Genomic DNA, 18,486 nt, shown 5'->3' on the forward strand with positions numbered 1-18,486 from the left:
TCCATTATGTACGTATCGATCTCCTAGGTGTGCACCTCCCGCACACCAAGTGTGCGGATCAGGACGCTGGCGTCGGTGGTGGGTGCCTGGCAGGCCCGGAGGACGCAGACATAGGCGGTCGCCTGACCCCCCGAACTCTGCATGGACTCCGTGAAAGGGGCGATCCGGGTGATAGGGCCGGTGCCTTCGGGGCGGACCAGCACGACCACACGGGGAAGGAAGTACCGGCGAAGCGCATCCAGCATCTTCCGGGTGCCGCCAGCATCTCGCCCTTCCGCGATCACCACCTCATGACTGGGTCCTAACATGAAGTCGATCCCGCTCAGCATGTGCGTGTGCGAGGGCAGGGAGTCGCGAATGTTCGGCGCAAACGCCCGCACGAGGGCGAGAGCCTTCTCCTCCAGATCGGCGTCGCCCGTCAGGCGACCGAGACGGATGAGATTCGAGAGGGAGACTGCGTTGCCGGAGGGGATCGCCCCGTCGTGGCTCTCCTTGCGGCGGAGGGGCAGTTCCTCATCGCCCGAAGTGAAGTAGAATCCCCCCCGATCCGGATCCCAGAACCTGGCTATTGCGGCATCCTGCACCTTCAGAGCACTTTCGAGGTGGGCGGGTTTGAACGTCGCCTCGTAGAGTTCCAGCAGCCCCCATACGAGGAAGGCATGGTCGTCCAGGAAACCCGGAATGGATGCCTCTCCGTCGCGGTAGCGGTGGAGGAGCTCGCCGTCCCGGCAGAGCGTCGTCAGGATGAAGGCAGCAGCCTTCTCGGCAGCAGCCAGGTATCCCGGTTCGTCCAGAATCCACCCCGTCCTTGCAAGAGCCGCGATCATCAGGCCGTTCCAGTCGGTCAGGATCTTGTCGTCCCGGGCGGGAGGGATGCGTCTTTCCCGCGCCTGGAATAGCCGCTTTCGCGCCCGCTCCAGACGGATGGCAATCGTCTCCTCGGTTGTGCGGTAGCGTTCGGCCAGGTCGGCCAGGGATCGCACGATATGAGGGATGCTCTGCTCGATCCCACGGCCATTGCTTCGGATACCGTAACGCTGGCAGAAGAGGTCTGCCTCCTCCTCCGCGAGTACGCTGAACACCTCCTCCCGCGTCCAGAGGTAGAACTTGCCTTCGACCCCTTCGCTGTCGGCATCCTCGGCAGAGTAGAACCCCCCCTCCGGGGCGGTCATATCCCGCAGCACATAGTGGACGATCTCACGCGCGACATCCGCATAGCCCTCCCTGCCCGTCACCAGATAGCACTCGGCATAGGCCATGGCGAGCAGCGCCTGATCGTGGAGCATCTTCTCGAAGTGCGGGACGAGCCACGCCGCATCGGTCGCGTAGCGGTGAAAACCGAACCCGATCTGATCGCAGATCCCTCCACGACGCATCGCCTGGAGCGTCTTCTCCGCCATGTAAAGGGCATTCGGATCGAAGGTGCGGTTGTAATAGCGGAGGAGGAAGAGGATGTTGTGCGGCAGGGGGAATTTGGGGGCGGGAGAGAACCCGCCGTGTTGGCGATCGAAGCGGATGTTGAGGGCGTGGCAGGCGTCGTCGAGAATGGACGTATCGATCTCCTCCTCCTGCGGCGGCCGGGTCTCCCTGGAGAGGGTTTCTATCACTTCCCGGGCGGAGTTCACCGCCGTTTCTCTCTGATTACGCCAGATCTCCTGGATGCGGGGGACGAGATCCCGGAGGCCGACCATCCCGTGGCGGGACTCCTTCGGGATGTAGGTGGCGGCATAGAAGGGGAGTTTATCCGGGGTCATCAGGATGGTGAGCGGCCAGCCGCCGCTTCCCGTCATCGCCCGGGCAATGGTCATGTAGACCTGATCGATGTCCGGACGTTCTTCCCGGTCGACTTTTATATTGACGAAGGTCTCGTTCAGGAGACGGGCGACCACTGGATCCTGGAATGATTCCCGTTCCATCACGTGGCACCAGTGGCAGGTCGAGTAGCCGATGGAGAGGAATATGGGTTTATCTTCTTCCTTCGCTTTTGAGAACGCCTCGTTCCCCCAGGGGTACCAGTCCACGGGGTTCCGGGCGTGCCGGAGGAGATACGGACTCTTGGAGTGCCGGAGGCGGTTCAGCCCCGGCTCCTGCGGCTCTGTGACCATCCCTGATCACGCTCCTGCCGCCTGCAGGCGTGGACGGATAGGTCCGCAAGGGAGGCGACGCTCCCCGTGTCCCTTCGCTTCCGCTCGCCACTTCGGCGGTTCGACCGATCGCGGTTGGAATGCGGAACCAGCGGCCGATCCCGACGATCGTTTCCCGCTCTCCGTGATGGAATATCCATGGATCTGCATGTTTCCTGCTCCGATCTTCGAATTCGAACCATTGAATGCCTGTATTCGTGATAAAAGTATCCCCGGATCCTCAAGTAAGGATTATCCGCCCGCGGGTTTCGCCCCTGCCTGACGGCCTTTGCCTCGGGAGGATATGGATCACAATAACGGGTCCCCTCAGGTCAGGGAGGTCTGGATGCCGTGAGAGGCCTGGGCGGGATAAGCGGGGGTTCCGCGTTATCGCGCAGCGGATCCTCGACGCGGCAAGGGAGCTGCCATGCCGGGCACAACCCTTCCGTTCGCCCGGGGACAGCCGCGAGCATAGATAAGTTAGCCCCTCTGCTCCCCATATCTTGACCTATCGCTACGGTCGGGAGTGGGGGCGAACATCCTCCTATTTCACAAACCTTCCCAGGCTGCGATTGTCCCTCTAGGAGCGCAGAGGAACGGAAGCCGATGATGCCTGAAAAGAGGTTGGAGCGCACCTGAAGGTATTCGAGGGCCTATCCGGGGTCGGCCGGCGCGGGATCGGTCCACTGGTCGGTTGAGGCAGGGGACGCAAGATCCCTCGGGCAATGTGTCCGCCCCATCCTAACGGAGTCCCGCAAATGCTCTCCGCCAACCTGTTATCGCGGGATGGCCGATGCCTGGATCCACCGGATCCCGTGCCCCCGGGCATGGACGGGAGAGGCGTTCCCCTTCAGAGTCCCCCATCACCTTCTTCCGGGCAGGGTGTACGGAGGAGTCCTGTCTCCCCGCAGTGCGGCCTCTCCCCTGGAAGAGGATCGGGGATACCCCGCGGTCCCTCTCCCATGAGATCCTCAGGGGCAATGGATCCCATGGGTGCGATCAGCCCGGTGTCGGGCGTGCGCGCATGTCGCAGTCTTGTGGCCCGCCGTTTGGAACATTTCATCGAATGTCTCCGCAGGGTATATCGCAGGCGGGGGAGGATCCTGCGCGTCGCGATGCCCCGGGGAGTGCCATACTACACCTACGGGATTTGCGAAGAAGGTTGCGGGGGTGGCCCTGACGCTTCCGGAACCCACTTCGATGTTCTCCTCCCCCCTTTCATTCGCTACGCGGGACTCCCGAATCCACTCGCCGAACGGTTCCGGTGTGCCCACCGGTTATGCGATCCTTTTATGTAGCAGCTTCGGAGGTACGGATCGAAACCGCCATGCGTCCCTGCGAAGATCTGGTCATCGTCAGGCTGCCTTCCGGTTACACCAGACCGCGCCGCGATCTGCTTCGGGATGCGACGGACCGCTGGGGTCCGCTGAAGACAGCGATACCGGGGGTCCGGATGACTCTGGACGCACTGCAGCAGTTCTCCAGAGATCTGCTGGTCATCTGTCACTGGAGAATCGTTCTGGGTGCGCTGGCGTATCGGCGGGATTACTACGATCCGGGACTGCTCAAGATGACGGATGTCGGCGTGGTCCTGCGGAGACTGGGACTGGGAACCGCGCTCGTGCAGGCCGCGATCCGGGTTGCGTGCGAGCAGCGGCGCGGCATCACGCTCAATCCCATCGACGATGCCGCCCGTGCCTTCTTCGCGAGATGGGGGATGCACGAGCGGCGGGAGGGGGATCAGGTGCATCTGGAGCTCAGCGCGGACGAGGTGCATGCCCTGGCAGAGAAGGGACCATCGATTCCCCTAGTCGACGAACCTCCCCTCCCCGATCGGAGCGGATCCGGAACGGGCGGCACGTTCAGGTAACGCTGCTCGTGGATACCCGTATAAATCGCGGATCCGAAGCTGCCGCCTCCACCGCCTGGATGGCACTTCGCTCCTTGTCTTTGATCTCCAGCATGATGTCGATATCCACGGGGCGGGATACCGCAAGGAATCTCCGGAAGTCAGCGAGATCGATCGACTCCGCATGCACCCCCGCCCGTCTCCCCGCCTGCTGCGAGCTGTAATCCACCATGGGAACGCCGTCTTCCGCTGCCCAGGTGGCGCCTGCCAAGCGCACCGCCTCTCCACAACTCTCGCCGGAGCCGTTCACGCGGTGGTGAAATACATCCAGCAGGACCGGTACGCCTGTCCTGTCGTGCACGCTCACGCAGTCGGCGAGCGTATACAGGCGATCGTCGTTCTCTATCACGAGGCGGGAGCGGATCTGATCCGGGAGGGCTTCATACCGCCTGATGAACCTCTCGATGCTCCTTCGCCTGTCTCCGTAGACGCCTCCGAGATGCAGCTGCACCTTGGCGTCCGTAGGGAGCTCCAGCGCTTCGAGCACCTGCGCATGATATGCGAGTCCCCTCTTGCTCCTCTCCTGAACGGCGGTATTCATCGAGTTCAGCAGAACGAACTGGTCCGGGTGCATGGAGATGCGGATGCGGTGCCGACGGATGAACTCCGCGATACAGGAGAATGCATCGGCGAATCGCCTCTGCCAGGGAGATCGGCAGTCGGGGTGGGAAGCGAAGGGTATCAGATCAGAGGTGATCCGGAAGAAGAGGATGCCGTTCTCCACGTTGAACTCCAGTATTCGGTACAGGCATTCGAGGTTGTTCCGGACAGCCCGTTCCAGCCTCTCCTCCGAGTACGATGCCAGGCGAAACGTCGATCCTGCCCGGCATCCGATGCTCCTGTTGATGCAGGGATACCCGATCCGCACGATCCATCCCCCCTTTGCGATACTCCCTCTTAATACCATGGATCCTCCGCCCGTGCGTGGTGAACCGCGGGGTACAGCCCTGTACCAGCCCAATTATCCAGAGCGGCGGAAGGATCGCATGCCGCTGACAGAGCCTGTGCACGCACTCGGGATCCCCTTCCGGGGGAAGTGAAGGGCATCTCCGTGGTGCGTTTGTTCGTCTATCGCATCTACAGCGATGCAGTCTGCCTGATCGGCATCGGGTGGGCGGATCCTGGAGGGTGATCAGGGACTGCATCGGGGAGGACGAGACCACGGCAAGATTGCCATGGTTCTCCAGACGCATCCTCCTCCCGCTATATCGGGGCGACTGGGGCGATTCAGGACGCTACAGACTCCCGTTTCGCGGCGCAACCGCTCGAGCGGTCCTGGCCAAGGATGGTGAGGTGCAGGAATGGCCTGTTCCTGCCTTCTTCCACCTTTTAGAAGGCTTCACTCCCTTCGATCGCGCTCTCGAAGAGGGGGATACCATCCCGATCGGCGACGAGCCCGCCCTGCGCGTGTCGCACACACCGGGCCACTCGTGGGGCTCGGTAACGTTCAAGCTCCCGAGGAGCAGAGCACCCTTCGGCGGGGATGCGATACCGCTCTTCGGCAACCTGCCGGTATGCGGGGATCTCGGTGAGTCCATCCGCTCTCCCGGAAGGCACCATCAGATCGGAGGGCTCTCTCTCCTTCGTGCCGCCTGGAAAGATCCGATGAAAGGGAGGTCGGGAGCGTATGGACGGGGAGGTGCGCTGGTTCCGGCGCATCCGGGAGAGCACGGATCGAGCCGTCGGCGGCACGGGGCTCTACCGATCCCGAAGGAATCACGGGAGACATTCTGCGGGATCGGGGAATCCCCGCAATCGCGGTAAATCCTCTCGACGTGCGGTCCAACAGGCTCGTCTTCAAGGCCCCTGCCGGCGGACGTGGCATGGGGGTGAGAGAGGGACGGGGATCGGGGACGGGCTCCGCTCTCCGCCCTAGACAGCCTCGCCCGACCCATGGGAGAGTTCTGCCAGCGCTCCGAGGTAGTTCTGCTTCTCCGCCTCGAACCGGCGACCCATCCCTTCGAGATCGGCGTCGCTGAATCCATCCCCCAACTCGTTCAGCAGCACTTCTTCGTTCTCGACATGGAACCGGACCAGCGTCTTCAACTCCGCCAGCGCGGCTCTCCATCCGGGTTTGAGCGATCGAGCAGCGAACGCTTCGCGCAGTTCCCTGCGGATTCGATTGTGATCGTCGAGGGACTCTTCGATCCGCTCCTGCAGCGTGCCCGCCAGAAGGGGCGAGAAGACACGCTCCTCAGCGTACATGTGAGTCTGCAGCTTCCGTTCCATCCGAAGGAATCCTTCGGCTCTCGACTGCTGCTGTTCCGAACCCGCTTCCTCAATCAGCCCGTCCAGCTCGGACAGGATTGCATCGTGCTCCCTTTGGATCTTCTCGACGATGTTGTCTGTCATAGCAACCTCCCGCGGGCATCGCATACCGGAGGGGGGAAGCCCGGCGAGACAGCGAGCCTCTCTGATACCCAGGCATCGCCCGCTCGAATTCGGCAGTCGCGGATAGAACCCGCATCAGGACCTTCCCTCCCGGGAGATGGCTTTGAGAAGCCGGTTCGTCCAGCCAGCGGTGCAGAAGAGCCCCCTCTGCCGGCAGATTTCGGCACGCTTCTGGGCTGCCTGCTCCATCCGGGCAGGCGCGGCATCGCGCAGAGGGAGTCCGGATCTCCCCTCGCGGCAGAAGCGGACAGAGCAGCTCCGGCGGACGGTTTCCCGCCTGCATCTGCCTCCATTTCCGCGAAGGGTTGTCATCCTGCGGAAAGAATCCTCTTGCGGTCCTTCCGGATCGTGACGCTCTTCCCCTCTCTGTCTTCCAGGTACTCCAGTACATGTCCATGCCGCAACGGGGACGCAAACCCTGCGCCCGATCTCCCGCAGTCTCACGACCTGGCCCGGCATGCCCCCGACCTTGCCCCATACCGCCGGGGACTCGTCTGCGGGAAGGACTATCGAGGAAATGATGCACTCCCCGCCCCGCGTGTTACCCCTGTGCCGGTTATCGGGCGGCTTCAGCCCTCCCGGGCGCTGCCGCTGAAATTCCTGGAGTCCGCTGCTTGGCTCCCTCGAACTGCTGGGCCATCTGCTCCAGTTCCTGCGTGCTGAACATATCCCTGGTTCTGGGGAAGATCTTCTGCTCCTCGTCTTCCACATGGTGCTGGATATTCCCCTTTACTTCCTGAAGGCGGGACTTCCACTCGCTCTCTTCGTGCCACTGGCTGGCGAGCTCCTGCATCTGGGTCCGCACCTTCTCGTGCTCGTTGAGGGCATCCCGAACCATATCTGGCATTTCGTCCCGTATCCGGGGATAGAACGCCTCCTCTTCGCCGTGCGCATGCTGGAGGAACATGCTGTGCACGCGGTCAAACTCCGGGTTCCGGGTTCCCCGCTCCGGAGGGGCGCCCCTCTCCATGATGGAGTTCAGCCCGTTCATCACTTCCTGATGTTCCTGGATGAGAACATCAACAAGATTCTGCGCCATTATCTCTCTCCTGTTGGACATTTGCGTCGTTCGAAGCAGTTTCCATCATCCCGCCCCTTCCCGCCTCCTGTTCGCCGACCGCAGCTCGCTCGCGAATCCTGCGGTCGGTGGTGCTGGCATCCCTTCATGGACCGACCGGATCTCCAATCGCCGGCGATCGCCTGTACCTCCACGACAGGCTGCGTTCACCCTTCGCTATCAGAACCGTTCGGGACTGATCGATTCCTGTTCGGGCAGTCATCCGATTCGGGATTCGGCTGCAGCAGCGCTGGCGCCTGCTGCATGACGGTTTATCTGCCTGCCCTCCTCGAAATCCCGGGCGATCTCCTGCAGCGTCTCCGTTCCGATAAGATCCCGGGCACGGGGCAGTATGCTCCTCTCTTCCTCATCGATGTGGTAGCGGACGAGCCTGTTCAACTCCCCGATCTTCTCCAGCCAGCGTTCATCCCCGGCCCGCATCCCCTCCGTGGGGCGTCCGAGCTGCTGGAGAAGGGCCTTGATCCCGCCATGCTCCCGTTCCGCGTCCCGTATGCGATCTCTCATCTCCGGTTTCAGCCTCGGATAGAGGGTCGACTCCTCGCTCTGCAAGTGCGCCAGGATCTCCGCGGCTGCACCTGCGAAGGTCTGTTCGGCGACGGCACTCGTCGCACCCGTCTGCACGGCGATGACGCTCTCCGGCGGTGCGGTGACTCCCTGGTCGAGAAGCCGGCGAAGAGCATCCATCACACGCCTGTGATCCTCGATGATGAGATCGAGAATGTTTCTTGGCATCGACTGGTCACCCGAATGTTTCTGACCGGTTCATGCGTCTGCCCCCCGAGACGCCCGGCCCGCATGGGTGCAGATCGATATCGGCATCAGCCGGGAGAGCCTGGTTCACCGGGCTGTCGTTGCACGGAGGATACCACTGCACCGCCCATACCCGCACCCGCCTCTATTTATACGTTGTGGCGGATCCCCTGCTGCCGGGATCGGGGTGAGAGGAGCAGGAGGATCGGATGCCCTCCGGGATACGAAGGACGAGCGCCTCTCGGTCCCCGAAGGAGAGGCTGTGCGGGAATGCGGCAGCGTGGATGAATTCCTCCACTCCCCTGTGCCGGGATACGAGGTGGTGGGGAGATGCGTGCGGAGCCGTCGAAGGGGGGAACAGCTCTATCGATTCCGATCCTGTCTCCGGGGAGCCTATCGGACGGAATCATCTCCGTATCCCGGAGAAAGACTCTGTTGCCTGCAGAATGGGGGGCGAGGGAGGTGCCCCTGCATTCATGATACGCGGCAGCCGCCAATAGGTCTGCAGGGAGCCCGCAATACGGAAATCCCTGTTGGATGCCGGCCAAGCGACGGAATGGAGGAGCAATCGGTCGCGGGGGTCTCCCGATAGATTTCCAGGGCCTGCAGATCGTCGGGGTATGTCTCCAGGATGACCTCCCGCAGATTCTTCTCGCGTCGGGGTTCTATGCAGTCCCGTGTCGTCTCCGCGCAGGGACGAGGCCTCCAGGATCCCGAGTATCTGGATAGAATCGCCAGCTGCCATCGTAGCCGTTGAGATGGCCGGAAAACGAGTGGGAAAGGTGACGGCAAGCCTCCACCCCCGGTCCGGGAGAGCGGTTGAAACCATCCGCCGGACCGGTAAAGCCGGTGAAGAGACCTCTCACCCGATCCCGGGGATCGCCGCCAGCCTCTTCTCCACGGAGCCCCAGTTCACGATGTTCCAGAAGGCATCCACATACTTTCCCCGCTCGTTCTGGTAATCGAGATAGTAGGCATGCTCCCAGAGATCCAGCACCAGGATGATGGGATATGCGGGGTAAACATGGTTGCTGTGCTTCTCGATCTGCATGATGACGGGGCGCCGGGTCGCCACGTCGAAGGACAGCGCCGCCCAGGCGGATCCCTCCGCACCCGTCGCGGCAGTGAACTCCTTTTTAAACCGCTCGAAGCTACCGAACTCCGCATTGAGCGCATCTGCCAGGATTCCACCGGGCTTGCCGCCCCCCTCCCCGCCAGCGGGCGCCATGTTCTCCCAGAAGAGGGAGTGGAGGATATGCCCGCCGATATTGAACGAGAGTTCCTTTAACAGTGCCTTCATGTCGATATCGGTCCCTTCACGGCGGGACCGTTCCAGCCTCTCCAGGTCGGCGTTGGCGCCGATTACGTATGCCTGGTGGTGCTTGTCGTGGTGCAAGCGCAGCTGCCGCTCCGAGATCGAGGGCTCCAGGCCGCTGTAGTCGTATGGCAGAGGCGGCAGTTGGTACGTCATCTTTTCAGCCATCTGGGCATCGTCTCCATCGCAATCGTCCGCTGTCGGACCATCGCCCGAACCGTATCCTGCACCCTGTGGATTTGCGGACACCGTGGGTCCTAAAATCCTCGAATGTCTGCCTTGCAGTTTCGGGCGGTTCCGGTCCATACAGCCTCCGACATGCTTCACGTCCCGAATTAATAAAATTAATGGAGCCCGTCAGGTGCTTCAGACGTGCTCGAGCACGAGCGGGCATCGGGCTCGAGAGAAGGGTCGCGGGGACGTCGTCCCTCCTTTCCCGCCGGCGCGACTCTGCCGCTCCGTGTAGTGAGGAACCCCTCCTTCTCCAGCACTCCCAGCAGGGTCCGGATCCGCTCGCCGTCACCCCTCAGCTCGGCGATGAGGGCATCGACGGATACCTCCCCCTCCGCCAGAACGAACCGCAGGATCTCGCCGCGGACCTGCCGATCCGATCCCTTGAACGGCTCCTGCACCTGGTATACCGCACTCCGGCGGTTGGGGTTCGCCACCCGCGTCTTCAGGCGCGATCCGTAGTCCATCAGGGCATAGTACCACTCCCGGGGATCGTCCCTGACGAGGGAGAGCGCCACCAGGGGCTCGATCTCTGCATCTTTCACGCCCTCCCGACCGGGGAAGAAGAAGTGAATGAATACCCTGCGGATATTGGTCTCGATGAAGACGGTCGGCAGGTTGAAGGCGTACGCGGCGATGGCGGCGGCAGTCGCCTTCCCGATCCCCGGGAACGTCGTCAGAATCTCCCGATCGGAAGGGAGGATACCGCCGAACTCGTCTGCCACTCTCTCGGCAGTCTTCTTCAGGGCGATCGCACGGCGGTTGTAGCCCAGGCCCTGCCACTCAGCAAGCACATCCCTGAAGGGTGCTGACGCCAGGCGGTGGAAATCCGGGAACCGCTTCAGGAACCGATCGTACCGGTTCGCCACATGCTCCACCCGCGTCTGCTGCAGCATGATCTCGGAGACGAGGATGGCATAGGGATCCCGCGTTCTCCTCCAGGGAAGGTCTCTCCCGTAACGGCGGTAGTAGGCGAGGATGAGATCCTGGAAGAGATGGATCGAATCCCTGCCCGTACCTTCATCCCGTATCCGCTCATGAAGGCGGCGTTCGAGATCCAGGATGGCGGGATCCTGGAACCGCACGTGTGTGTCCATCAACTCCTCCTGTACCCTTCAGCTCCGAAGCAGCATAATCATGACGCGGTCGACGAGACTGTCCCCGATAATGCCGTTCAGCGCCCCTCAGCATGCTTCATCGGGGGAGGTGCACCCAGCCCCGTCTCCCGAACGACGGTGCCGGCTGAACCGGGATTCGGCGGGACCCCGGGGGCGAACGTGCCAGGGGAGGGGATCGGGTGGAACCGTACCCCGAAGTCGAGAAGAAGGGCTGCGGGTGTATGCGAACCTGACCCAATCGGACGGGTTCCTGATCCTGGTGAAGTCTCATGTCCCCGATCGCGCTCCTGCCTGTCGCCCCCGGCCGGCCGTGACCCGGTCGGACCTTTCGGCATTGCGGATACTGCCATCATCCCGGTCTCCGTTCAGGAGTACTTCCTCGAGCTGATCCTTGCCCCGGACCCCCATGCGCATTTCCTGGACCTACGGCAGATGCCGGGTCTCCCGATCATCGCGCTTCCCGGCGCGAACTTCTGAGCGGCTCTCCGCCCCATGCGCTCCTCTCCGGCACTCCGTCTCCTCCGGGTCACGCGCAGGGCCTACGTCAAGGGGGAACCGTCGAGAGGAGGATAGCGAATCCGATCGAACCTTGAAGATCCGCCACGATCTCCCGATGCGGATACGGGCGCCGCGATCGATCTCGACACCGTCCGGGACTCCTTTCAGCGGATCCGAACATGCACATCCTCTCCTCCTCCAAACCCGGCTCCGCATCTCCGGCGTATCCGCGATCGACCTCCCGGCCCTGAGCCGTGCACCGGGCCTCCCGCAGGTGTTTCTGGAGCGCGGGCTGAAGTCGCTCTCGATCCTGCGAGTCGATGTCGCCCGGGATCTCCCGGTGATGTGTACGGCGGAGCTCCGGCACCGGGAGGCGATCCGCCGGCAGGGCGTCGGAGACCGCGATGGAGAGCGATGTCTTCGTCCGTCTCCCCTTCTCCGCTCTCGTGGCGATCATGCGGCAGCAGGATGCGCTGTTCGAGAATTCTAACAGGATTGCGGCGTTTCCGTCCAGGGGAGGATAATACGATCCCGTTCATTCGTCCCCTCAGAGCTTCTCGGGCAAGTCAGCGGGGATGCCGCAATCGCGGGCAGCATCGTGAGCGACCGATCCCGCTGGAGAATGATCCCGACAGGAGGGTGCCGTCATTCATATCGAGCCCAATCGCCATGCTCGACCTGCAGCCAGATCTCTCTTTAAAGAGCAGCTACGCCTAGCGCACGATCCACGATTACTGTGCCGGTAGAATCCCCCTCGCCGCGATTATCTCGCCGCAGGTGGGTTCAACGGGCTTGATTCTGATTTCTTCGAGAAAAGAGAAGGGATATGTATTCCTGAGGTGATGAGTGTATGCAAGTGTGATCGGTATGGAGGTCGTAAAAATCCCCCATATGGAGAAGAAGGAGTACGACGAGCTGATCTACGAAGGGTATATCTGCCGCATCGCCTTCATCGGCGACAAATATCCCTATATCGCTCCATTTCTCTACGTCTTCGACGGCAATTTCATGTACTTCCTCTCCACGCGCTACGGCAAGAAGATCAAGTTCTTCCGCCAGCATCCCTATGTCTCCGTGGGTGTGGAGAAGTACAGCAGCGATCTCTCCTGGTACAACTTCGTCACCCTCCAGGGACGCCTCGTCGAAGTGGAGGATTCCATCGAGAAGAAGGTGATTCGCCAGAAGTTCATCGCCATGATCCGTGACAGAAACCTCTCGAAGAACATCCTCGCTGCCCTCGGGCACTCCCCTCTGGATAACATCGAGTCGATCGCGACCGAGGAACGCTCCTGCATCTGGAAGCTCACGGGGGTTACGGACATCGTCGCCCTGAAGAATCTCTAGCCATCCTCCGCACCGATCCGGCCCAGTCTGCAGGACGCTGCACTGGCGATCAATCCCTCATTTTCGTCGTCTCCTTCTTCCGCCTCCCTCTGCAGCCCGGTTCGCCTGTGCGCTCGCGCCCTAGAAGATGATCGTCTCCAGCGCGAGCACGGCGAGGCAGGCAGCGAGCGTGACGGGGGTGACAAGGAGTCCGACCCTGACGAACTCACGGTAGGTGATCGAAATTTCGCGTCTTTGCAGGAGACCGATCCACATGATGCCCGCAAGAGAGCCGAGAGGCGTGAGGTTCGCGCCCAGGTTCGAACCGACGACGGTGGCGAGGGCAGCGGCGGTAAGTCCCTCTCCCGGGAGCATGCCAACGACGGGAATGAAGGCGACCGTCATGGGGATGTTGTTCAGGACGTTCGCGGAGAGAGCGGATGCCGTTCCGAAGAGAAACACGTATGCCATATCGGAGCCGCCGCAGATCGATGCGAACGCCTGCGCGACCTCCCCGGATATGCCGTAGACTGAGAGGGCTTCGACGGTGATGAAGAGGGAGAGAAGAAAGGGCACGACGGCCCAGGGCATTCGCCGGAGGGTGGCCGGAACGGCGAAGATCTGCCTGGTTGCAGTCTCTCTTCTCAGGCAAGCCGCGTACGAATCGCGGAGGGCGAGAATGCAGAGGAGGGTGAGGGCAAAGGCGAGCGTTATCCAGTGAAGCTCGATACCGGCATAGGGTGCGACGGCAAGGGCGATGATGCACCCGAAGAGGAGCGAGATGCCGAGCGCGGCTCCGGGTCCGTCGGTGATCGCGGATCGGGGGTCTGCGGCGTAGCGGTGCTGCAGAGGCTCTGCGATCTCTTTGCGGAAGACGAGATAGAGGAGCGCGGCAGACGCGGTACCGGCGGCCAGGGTAGGGAGGATCATCCGGCCCGTGTAGGCGTCGAAGCGGATGCGAAATGCGGTGGCGACGAGGATGTTTGTCGGGTTGCCGAGATAAAGCATCATGCTCCAGGTATTGGCGGCGAAAAACTCCGCGAAGAGGTAGGGTCTGGGATTAATCCCGGCTTCCCGCGCGAAATAGTAGATGAAGGGCGTGAAAGTGAGCACGATGATGTCGTTCGATGTGACGATGGTCAGCAGGGAGACAGTCGCGTAAAGGGCGAAGAAGAGGCGCACGCCGCTGCATCCCGCAAATTTCAGCGCCATCCGCGCACAGAACTCGAAGAACCCCGTTATGTCCAGGAATATGGAGAGGAAGACCAGGGAGAGGAAGAGCAGCAGGATCCCCAGAGGATTGAGTGTTGAATCCCCCGTTACGCCCAGCAGAATCTGATCGTAGGTGAGGATACCGAAGGCAACGATCAGGGTGGGGCCGAGCAGGCTGCCGACGATGTAGCTCTCCAGAACGATGTCACGAGAGAATAGCCGTATCTTCAGGTACGGCCTGCGGAGAATGAAGAAGATCGTGAGAGCGGACGTGATGGCGAACAGGATGACGACAGCAAGGCGATCCGGCATAATCATCTTCCTGCTTGCGTGCAGCGAGACATCCCATCCCCTCACAGGCCGCGCGAGGGGAATCGCGATCCATCGAGTCTCATGTCCGTTCGCGGAGGGGCGTATTCAGCCACAGGCACTGCTCCGCCCTCTCCAGGAATCCATGCAGGTCGCCGCTCTTCCGCACCTCTCGCGCCATGATCTCCCCGACGCTCCCCCTCTCGATCCGCTCCGCAACGAGGGGGAGATAGGCCCGCTCATCGTCGGTGGCGCTTTCAACCGCTGCCGCATAGAGCCGGCGGAGCTCCGGGCGGAGCGGTTCTGTGCCGCGCCGCATGGCACTGTCGATCAGCGCACGGAGAGCCGACTCTTCGTCATCGAGGTCCAGATCCCGGTTCCGCAGGAGCGCCAGGACAAAGGCGGTGATGGCCATATCAGAACGGATGCACTCCTGCTCATCCATGGCCTTGATCTCCAGGCACTGGCGCGAGAACCGCACGATCACCCCGCGGGAGTTCACCCACTCCCGACAGAGGATCTCCGCGCCCTTCTCCTTGAGCTGCCGGTAGATCGCCTGCTGGATCTCCTGGTAGTCCTCCAGGCTGCGGATCCGCTCCGGGATCAGGTCACGGCAGATGTCAGGGATCTTCGCCTGGTTGATGCGGTAATAGTGGATCCGGTTGTCCACGCACCCTGTCAACCTCCCCTCCACGCAGGGGGATGCTGCCGTGACGGCGACCAGATAGGGTATGAGGGCGCGGATGCGGTTGAACATGCCCGTCATCCTGACGGGATCGGCGTAGGGGATGTTGATCTGCAATGCCTGGATGTTCAGCCAGCCGTGCTGGCGGAGGTCGAAGAGACGGTGATAGGCCTCGTAGATCTCCTTCTCTTCGTGATCCCAGACGGCGGTCTCGGTCAGGCGGAGCAGGGGATGCATGCCCAGCCCCAGGAAGCGGCACCGTCCGTCGAGGGCGGCATGGAGATGCTTCAGCCCTCCATAGAGGGTGCTCTCGAGGGCGGCGATACTCGCCGCCGGGCGCCGGGGAACGATCTCCAGGACGTGCTTCTGGAGTTCCTTCGAGAGCTCGATCTCGCCGAAGGGCAGCTCGCTCCGCACCGAACCCGAGAGGATCTCCATGAGACGATCCGAGATGGGGAGGGGGTGGAACGCGGCGTCGTTGATGGAGTACTCGTGCTCGGTGCCCACCGTCATGCGCATCCTCCGCTGTACAGGGGCAGACAGGCCACCTTATCGGTCTCCGGTTCATCGATGCGGAGGACCGCCGCCAGCTGATCCGGGGGGAGCAGGCGGATCAGTCGCGTAATATTCTCCACCGCCAGGAGGATCTGCCGCCGGTAGGCACCCGAATCCTGCTTGAGATGGCGGACCAGGGGGCAGATGGTCTCCTTTTTCAGATAGATCTCGAGCACCCCGTCGCGTATGTCGAACGTGAAGGGGCCGGCAGCGCAGGTCTCCGGCTTCACCGCATGCACTATGCAGCGGTTCCCCTCCATGAGGATGCAGAAGCCGTCTTCCCGCACGCGAAGCCTTGCATAGCTCCCGGATTCGATCCCATCGGCCGATCGCATCAGATCTTCGAGGATCCCGATCCTCTCCGGGGTCAGCGGAGGGTGCGCGCCATGGCAACACCGCCCTCCGCATGCTTCGCAGATCCTGCTTGGGAGTCCCTCGTCCGGGCTGTCCATGGATACCTTCTCCCTGTGGCGTTACAGAGAAAACTTCATGCATCAGCGCAGTTCTCTGTCTGAAGTGTATCCTACCCGTGGGATGCTGGAGAGGATAAAGCATGCGAACCGCTCCGGAGGGCGGCGATAGTGAAAAATCTGATAACATCGCGGCGAAATGAATGAAGAACGAAATCAAGCCTCTGGATCATTCAGGAGAGCGTTCCCGCAGATCCATGAGGTGGGAGACGATCCGGCGGTATAAATCCGGGTAATACCGATCTTCTCCGCCTTCCAGAGACGGATTGTCGTTCACCTCGATGACGCAGACCCGGTCCCCGACCTCCTTGATATCCACGCCGTAGAGACCGCTGCCAATGGCATCCGCTGCCTGCAATGCCAGATCGACGACCGCCTGCGGGACCGCCTCCCTCGGCACGCTCTGCACGGCGCAGTAGACGATATGGCCGTTGACGGTCGCCTGGATCTTGAAAGTCTCTGTGGGAATGATGTACTTGGCGGCGTAGAGGAACTTGCCGTCCAGAACTCCGATGCGCCAGTCGTATGTGCTCCTGACATACTCCTGCATCACGATGCAGTCTGAGAGCTTGATGAACCGCTTCGCCACACGCGTGAACGCGTCCACCGTATCGACCTTCTCCACCCGCACGGAGAACGACGTGGACGGCTCTTTCAGGACGAGGGGGGTCCCATAGTCCTCGAAAAGGCTCCGGATCCGTGCCGGACGGATGTCATCCCTGTCCAGGAATACCGTCCGCGGCATCGCCACGCCGCGATCCATCAGGTGAAGATACATGTTGATCTTGTCCGCGCAGATCTGGATGGAGCGGGGATCGTCGATCACCGGTATGCCGTTGTACTCCGCCATCTTGGCCGCAACGAAGCTGATGTTCATCGGATCCGTCCTGCTGCGGATGAAGAGGGCGTCCACGCCGGCGATCTTCTTGATCTCCACGGGAAAGATGAAGTACACCGTATGCCCCAGGGCTTCGGCGTCATCCCGGCATCGGATGAGGGTGGAGAGCTGCAGGGAGCTGGAGAGGGTCTGCCGATCCACGAACACACCCAGTTTAGCCATGCCCGCCCTCCCGAACGGCTGCCTCGAGAAGCCGCATCTCGTCCCGGGAGAGTTTCGAGAAGCGGATGGGAGCGAGACTGGAGAGGAGGTAGCCGCCATCCGTGGAGACGGCCACGATATTGACCAGGGGAATGCGGAATGCGGAGAATACTTTCTCCGCAAGTTCTGCCATAGCGTCGTCGGGATACGCCGTCTTCCCGAAGATCGAGACCGCACTCGCGATGGATGAGGGATCGGACAGTTTCTGGTAACAGAACGGGAACTTGAAGTTGTGCGTGATGTACTTGATCACCTCGCTCGAGGTCTCCTGGCTGTTCAGGACGACATACTCCGAGGGGTCGGAGTAGTAGTGGAGTCCGTATACGATGGACGGGATCGGCACGTACGAGTAGGATATGTCCCACTCGCAGACCGGGATACCGGCACGCCGGGCCTTCATCAGGCAGACGGGAACCACGTACGCCTCCACCACCTCGCTGCTGGAGGGCGAGAGGGGCGTTCCCGCCACCTCGCTCCGCACGATGCTGTAGTAGGTGCGCGTCTTGTAGAAGTAGTTCTCGCTCACCACGAAGTTGGCCGAATTCCCGATCTTCAGGTGAAAGGGAGCGGTGCGAAGGAGCTTGCTCAATTGATCGGTCATGGAAACTCACTGCTGAAAAACGACCGTCCGTCGGGCATCACCGAGTCAATGCGATAGAATACTCCGGTACAGCCGGTCGAACTACGTAATACAGCCATCGTTTCGTCTCGATGCCGCTTCTCTATTCAGCTGTGCCTGTGGATCAGATATACCTGTTGTTTTCATCCCGTTAGCCTATCATCAGGAAGTGGCGATCCTGGAGCAGGAATCTGGCTCTCATCCATCCCCCCTCCTGCCAGCAGGCCTCGATTGCGTCGAGAGCGGCTGGAATGCTTTACCGGCGTTGAGTTGCGCAGACAGCGTCGTCCCCTATCTGCCGATCGACAGTTCTCCCATCTGCCGGGATATCGGCAATAGCGGTTCGAACGCCCTGAACCGGACGTGCAAGGGATCCATGCGCGCTCGACGTTTACGATGCTCTATCGCGGACCACACTGGTGAGGCCGAAGATCGGATGGAGGAGTTGGCATCCTGATGCAGGAGCCTGTGTCGGGGCAGAGCGGTGCCCCGGCAGAATCGTGCAGGGCGACAACGAATGTGAGAGAGAGATCCGCGTATCGCACCTTCCTGCAGAGGTGTTCCTGCCGTATCCTCGACGGAATGAGATCGAGAACCTGCAATGCACCGATCGGCGGCGGCGATGAACGATCCGAGGCATCCCCGTTGGGAGGGCTGAAGCGGACCTTCGGTTCCCACGGCACAGCCCTGTCGGGCTGAAAAATTCGTCCTCCTGCCGCCAGGTTGTTCTGGCGCGTCTTTGAAATCCCGCCCTTCTCGCAGGAACTGAACGGATCCCCCTTCTGTCCTCCGGTCGGATAT

Annotated in this window: 15 protein-coding genes; 2 read left to right on the forward strand and 13 right to left on the reverse strand. The window is 61.7% G+C overall.

Annotation, left to right across the window (positions count from 1 at the left end; translation table 11 throughout):
- Positions 1-23 precede the first annotated feature (23 nt).
- Complete coding sequence (locus QMC96_06115; protein MDI6876330.1) at positions 24-2,105, reverse strand: thioredoxin domain-containing protein; 2,082 nt, start codon at positions 2,103-2,105, stop codon at positions 24-26.
- Positions 2,106-3,450: 1,345 nt separating this feature from the next.
- On the opposite strand from QMC96_06115, the gene QMC96_06120 reads away from it, so the two are divergent.
- Complete coding sequence (locus QMC96_06120; GenBank protein ID MDI6876331.1) at positions 3,451-3,993, forward strand: hypothetical protein; 543 nt, start codon at positions 3,451-3,453, stop codon at positions 3,991-3,993.
- Here the strand turns inward: QMC96_06120 and uvsE are convergent.
- The 7 genes from uvsE to QMC96_06155 all read right to left on the reverse strand — a co-directional run bounded on the left by uvsE (position 3,986) and on the right by QMC96_06155 (position 11,870).
- A complete protein-coding gene (gene uvsE, locus QMC96_06125) occupies positions 3,986-4,939 on the reverse strand; it encodes a UV DNA damage repair endonuclease UvsE (protein MDI6876332.1) in 954 nt (317 codons plus the stop codon). The two genes, QMC96_06120 and uvsE, sit on opposite strands and share 8 nt — an antisense overlap.
- A gap of 965 nt (positions 4,940-5,904) precedes the next feature.
- The gene (locus QMC96_06130) at positions 5,905-6,384 is read right to left on the reverse strand and encodes a hemerythrin domain-containing protein (protein ID MDI6876333.1); all 480 of its coding nucleotides are present in this window, start codon (positions 6,382-6,384) and stop codon (positions 5,905-5,907) included.
- Positions 6,385-6,979: 595 nt separating this feature from the next.
- Positions 6,980-7,462 (reverse strand): hemerythrin domain-containing protein, encoded by a 483-nt coding sequence (locus QMC96_06135; protein MDI6876334.1) that lies wholly within the window; start codon positions 7,460-7,462, stop codon positions 6,980-6,982.
- Positions 7,463-7,699: 237 nt separating this feature from the next.
- Positions 7,700-8,233 carry a hemerythrin domain-containing protein gene (locus tag QMC96_06140; protein MDI6876335.1) on the reverse strand — a complete coding sequence of 178 codons (534 nt, stop codon included), beginning with the start codon at positions 8,231-8,233 and terminating at the stop codon, positions 7,700-7,702.
- Positions 8,234-9,113: 880 nt separating this feature from the next.
- The gene (locus QMC96_06145; protein MDI6876336.1) at positions 9,114-9,722 is read right to left on the reverse strand and encodes a superoxide dismutase; all 609 of its coding nucleotides are present in this window, start codon (positions 9,720-9,722) and stop codon (positions 9,114-9,116) included.
- A gap of 188 nt (positions 9,723-9,910) precedes the next feature.
- The gene (locus QMC96_06150; GenBank protein MDI6876337.1) at positions 9,911-10,894 is read right to left on the reverse strand and encodes an A/G-specific adenine glycosylase; all 984 of its coding nucleotides are present in this window, start codon (positions 10,892-10,894) and stop codon (positions 9,911-9,913) included.
- Positions 10,895-11,459: 565 nt separating this feature from the next.
- Positions 11,460-11,870 carry a hypothetical protein gene (locus QMC96_06155; GenBank protein MDI6876338.1) on the reverse strand — a complete coding sequence of 137 codons (411 nt, stop codon included), beginning with the start codon at positions 11,868-11,870 and terminating at the stop codon, positions 11,460-11,462.
- 410 nt (positions 11,871-12,280) lie between these two features.
- On the opposite strand from QMC96_06155, the gene QMC96_06160 reads away from it, so the two are divergent.
- Positions 12,281-12,757, forward strand: a complete 477-nt coding sequence (locus tag QMC96_06160; GenBank protein MDI6876339.1) for a pyridoxamine 5'-phosphate oxidase family protein — start codon at positions 12,281-12,283, stop codon at positions 12,755-12,757.
- A gap of 120 nt (positions 12,758-12,877) precedes the next feature.
- Here QMC96_06160 and QMC96_06165 read toward each other — a convergent pair whose 3' ends face one another.
- The 5 genes from QMC96_06165 to QMC96_06185 form a co-directional block, all read right to left on the reverse strand.
- Positions 12,878-14,260, reverse strand: coding sequence for an ArsB/NhaD family transporter (locus tag QMC96_06165; GenBank protein ID MDI6876340.1), 1,383 nt, complete (start codon positions 14,258-14,260; stop codon positions 12,878-12,880).
- Positions 14,261-14,339: 79 nt separating this feature from the next.
- Positions 14,340-15,455: a glutamate-cysteine ligase family protein gene (locus QMC96_06170; GenBank protein ID MDI6876341.1), complete on the reverse strand. Its 1,116-nt coding sequence runs from the start codon at positions 15,453-15,455 to the stop codon at positions 14,340-14,342.
- A complete protein-coding gene (locus QMC96_06175; GenBank protein MDI6876342.1) occupies positions 15,452-15,949 on the reverse strand; it encodes a YkgJ family cysteine cluster protein in 498 nt (165 codons plus the stop codon). The genes QMC96_06170 and QMC96_06175 overlap by 4 nt, the downstream gene beginning before the upstream one ends.
- Before the next feature lie 187 nt (positions 15,950-16,136).
- Positions 16,137-17,027, reverse strand: a complete 891-nt coding sequence (locus QMC96_06180) for a RimK family alpha-L-glutamate ligase (GenBank protein MDI6876343.1) — start codon at positions 17,025-17,027, stop codon at positions 16,137-16,139.
- The gene (locus QMC96_06185; GenBank protein MDI6876344.1) at positions 17,020-17,667 is read right to left on the reverse strand and encodes a RimK-like ATPgrasp N-terminal domain-containing protein; all 648 of its coding nucleotides are present in this window, start codon (positions 17,665-17,667) and stop codon (positions 17,020-17,022) included. Before QMC96_06185 ends, QMC96_06180 begins: the two co-directional genes overlap by 8 nt.
- Between the last annotated feature and the right edge of the window lie 819 nt (positions 17,668-18,486).

The organism is Methanomicrobiales archaeon, from assembly GCA_030019205.1.
Lineage (GTDB): Archaea > Halobacteriota > Methanomicrobia > Methanomicrobiales > JACTUA01 > JASEFH01.

What these genes read in the sequence shown, in the direction of transcription:
- QMC96_06170 (MDI6876341.1), bottom strand. Translation starts at nt 15,455, where the DNA reads ATGACGGTGGGCACCGAGCACGAGTACTCCATCAACGACGCCGCGTTC.
- QMC96_06150 (MDI6876337.1), bottom strand. Translation starts at nt 10,894, where the DNA reads ATGGACACACACGTGCGGTTCCAGGATCCCGCCATCCTGGATCTCGAA.
- QMC96_06155 (MDI6876338.1), bottom strand. Translation starts at nt 11,870, where the DNA reads ATGATCGCCACGAGAGCGGAGAAGGGGAGACGGACGAAGACATCGCTC.
- QMC96_06175 (MDI6876342.1), bottom strand. Translation starts at nt 15,949, where the DNA reads ATGGACAGCCCGGACGAGGGACTCCCAAGCAGGATCTGCGAAGCATGC.
- QMC96_06130 (MDI6876333.1), bottom strand. Translation starts at nt 6,384, where the DNA reads ATGACAGACAACATCGTCGAGAAGATCCAAAGGGAGCACGATGCAATC.
- QMC96_06180 (MDI6876343.1), bottom strand. Translation starts at nt 17,027, where the DNA reads ATGGCTAAACTGGGTGTGTTCGTGGATCGGCAGACCCTCTCCAGCTCC.
- QMC96_06115 (MDI6876330.1), bottom strand. Translation starts at nt 2,105, where the DNA reads ATGGTCACAGAGCCGCAGGAGCCGGGGCTGAACCGCCTCCGGCACTCC.
- QMC96_06145 (MDI6876336.1), bottom strand. Translation starts at nt 9,722, where the DNA reads ATGACGTACCAACTGCCGCCTCTGCCATACGACTACAGCGGCCTGGAG.
- QMC96_06160 (MDI6876339.1), top strand. Translation starts at nt 12,281, where the DNA reads ATGGAGGTCGTAAAAATCCCCCATATGGAGAAGAAGGAGTACGACGAG.
- QMC96_06120 (MDI6876331.1), top strand. Translation starts at nt 3,451, where the DNA reads ATGCGTCCCTGCGAAGATCTGGTCATCGTCAGGCTGCCTTCCGGTTAC.
- QMC96_06165 (MDI6876340.1), bottom strand. Translation starts at nt 14,260, where the DNA reads ATGCCGGATCGCCTTGCTGTCGTCATCCTGTTCGCCATCACGTCCGCT.
- uvsE (MDI6876332.1), bottom strand. Translation starts at nt 4,939, where the DNA reads ATGGTATTAAGAGGGAGTATCGCAAAGGGGGGATGGATCGTGCGGATC.
- QMC96_06140 (MDI6876335.1), bottom strand. Translation starts at nt 8,233, where the DNA reads ATGCCAAGAAACATTCTCGATCTCATCATCGAGGATCACAGGCGTGTG.
- QMC96_06135 (MDI6876334.1), bottom strand. Translation starts at nt 7,462, where the DNA reads ATGGCGCAGAATCTTGTTGATGTTCTCATCCAGGAACATCAGGAAGTG.
- QMC96_06185 (MDI6876344.1), bottom strand. Translation starts at nt 17,667, where the DNA reads ATGACCGATCAATTGAGCAAGCTCCTTCGCACCGCTCCCTTTCACCTG.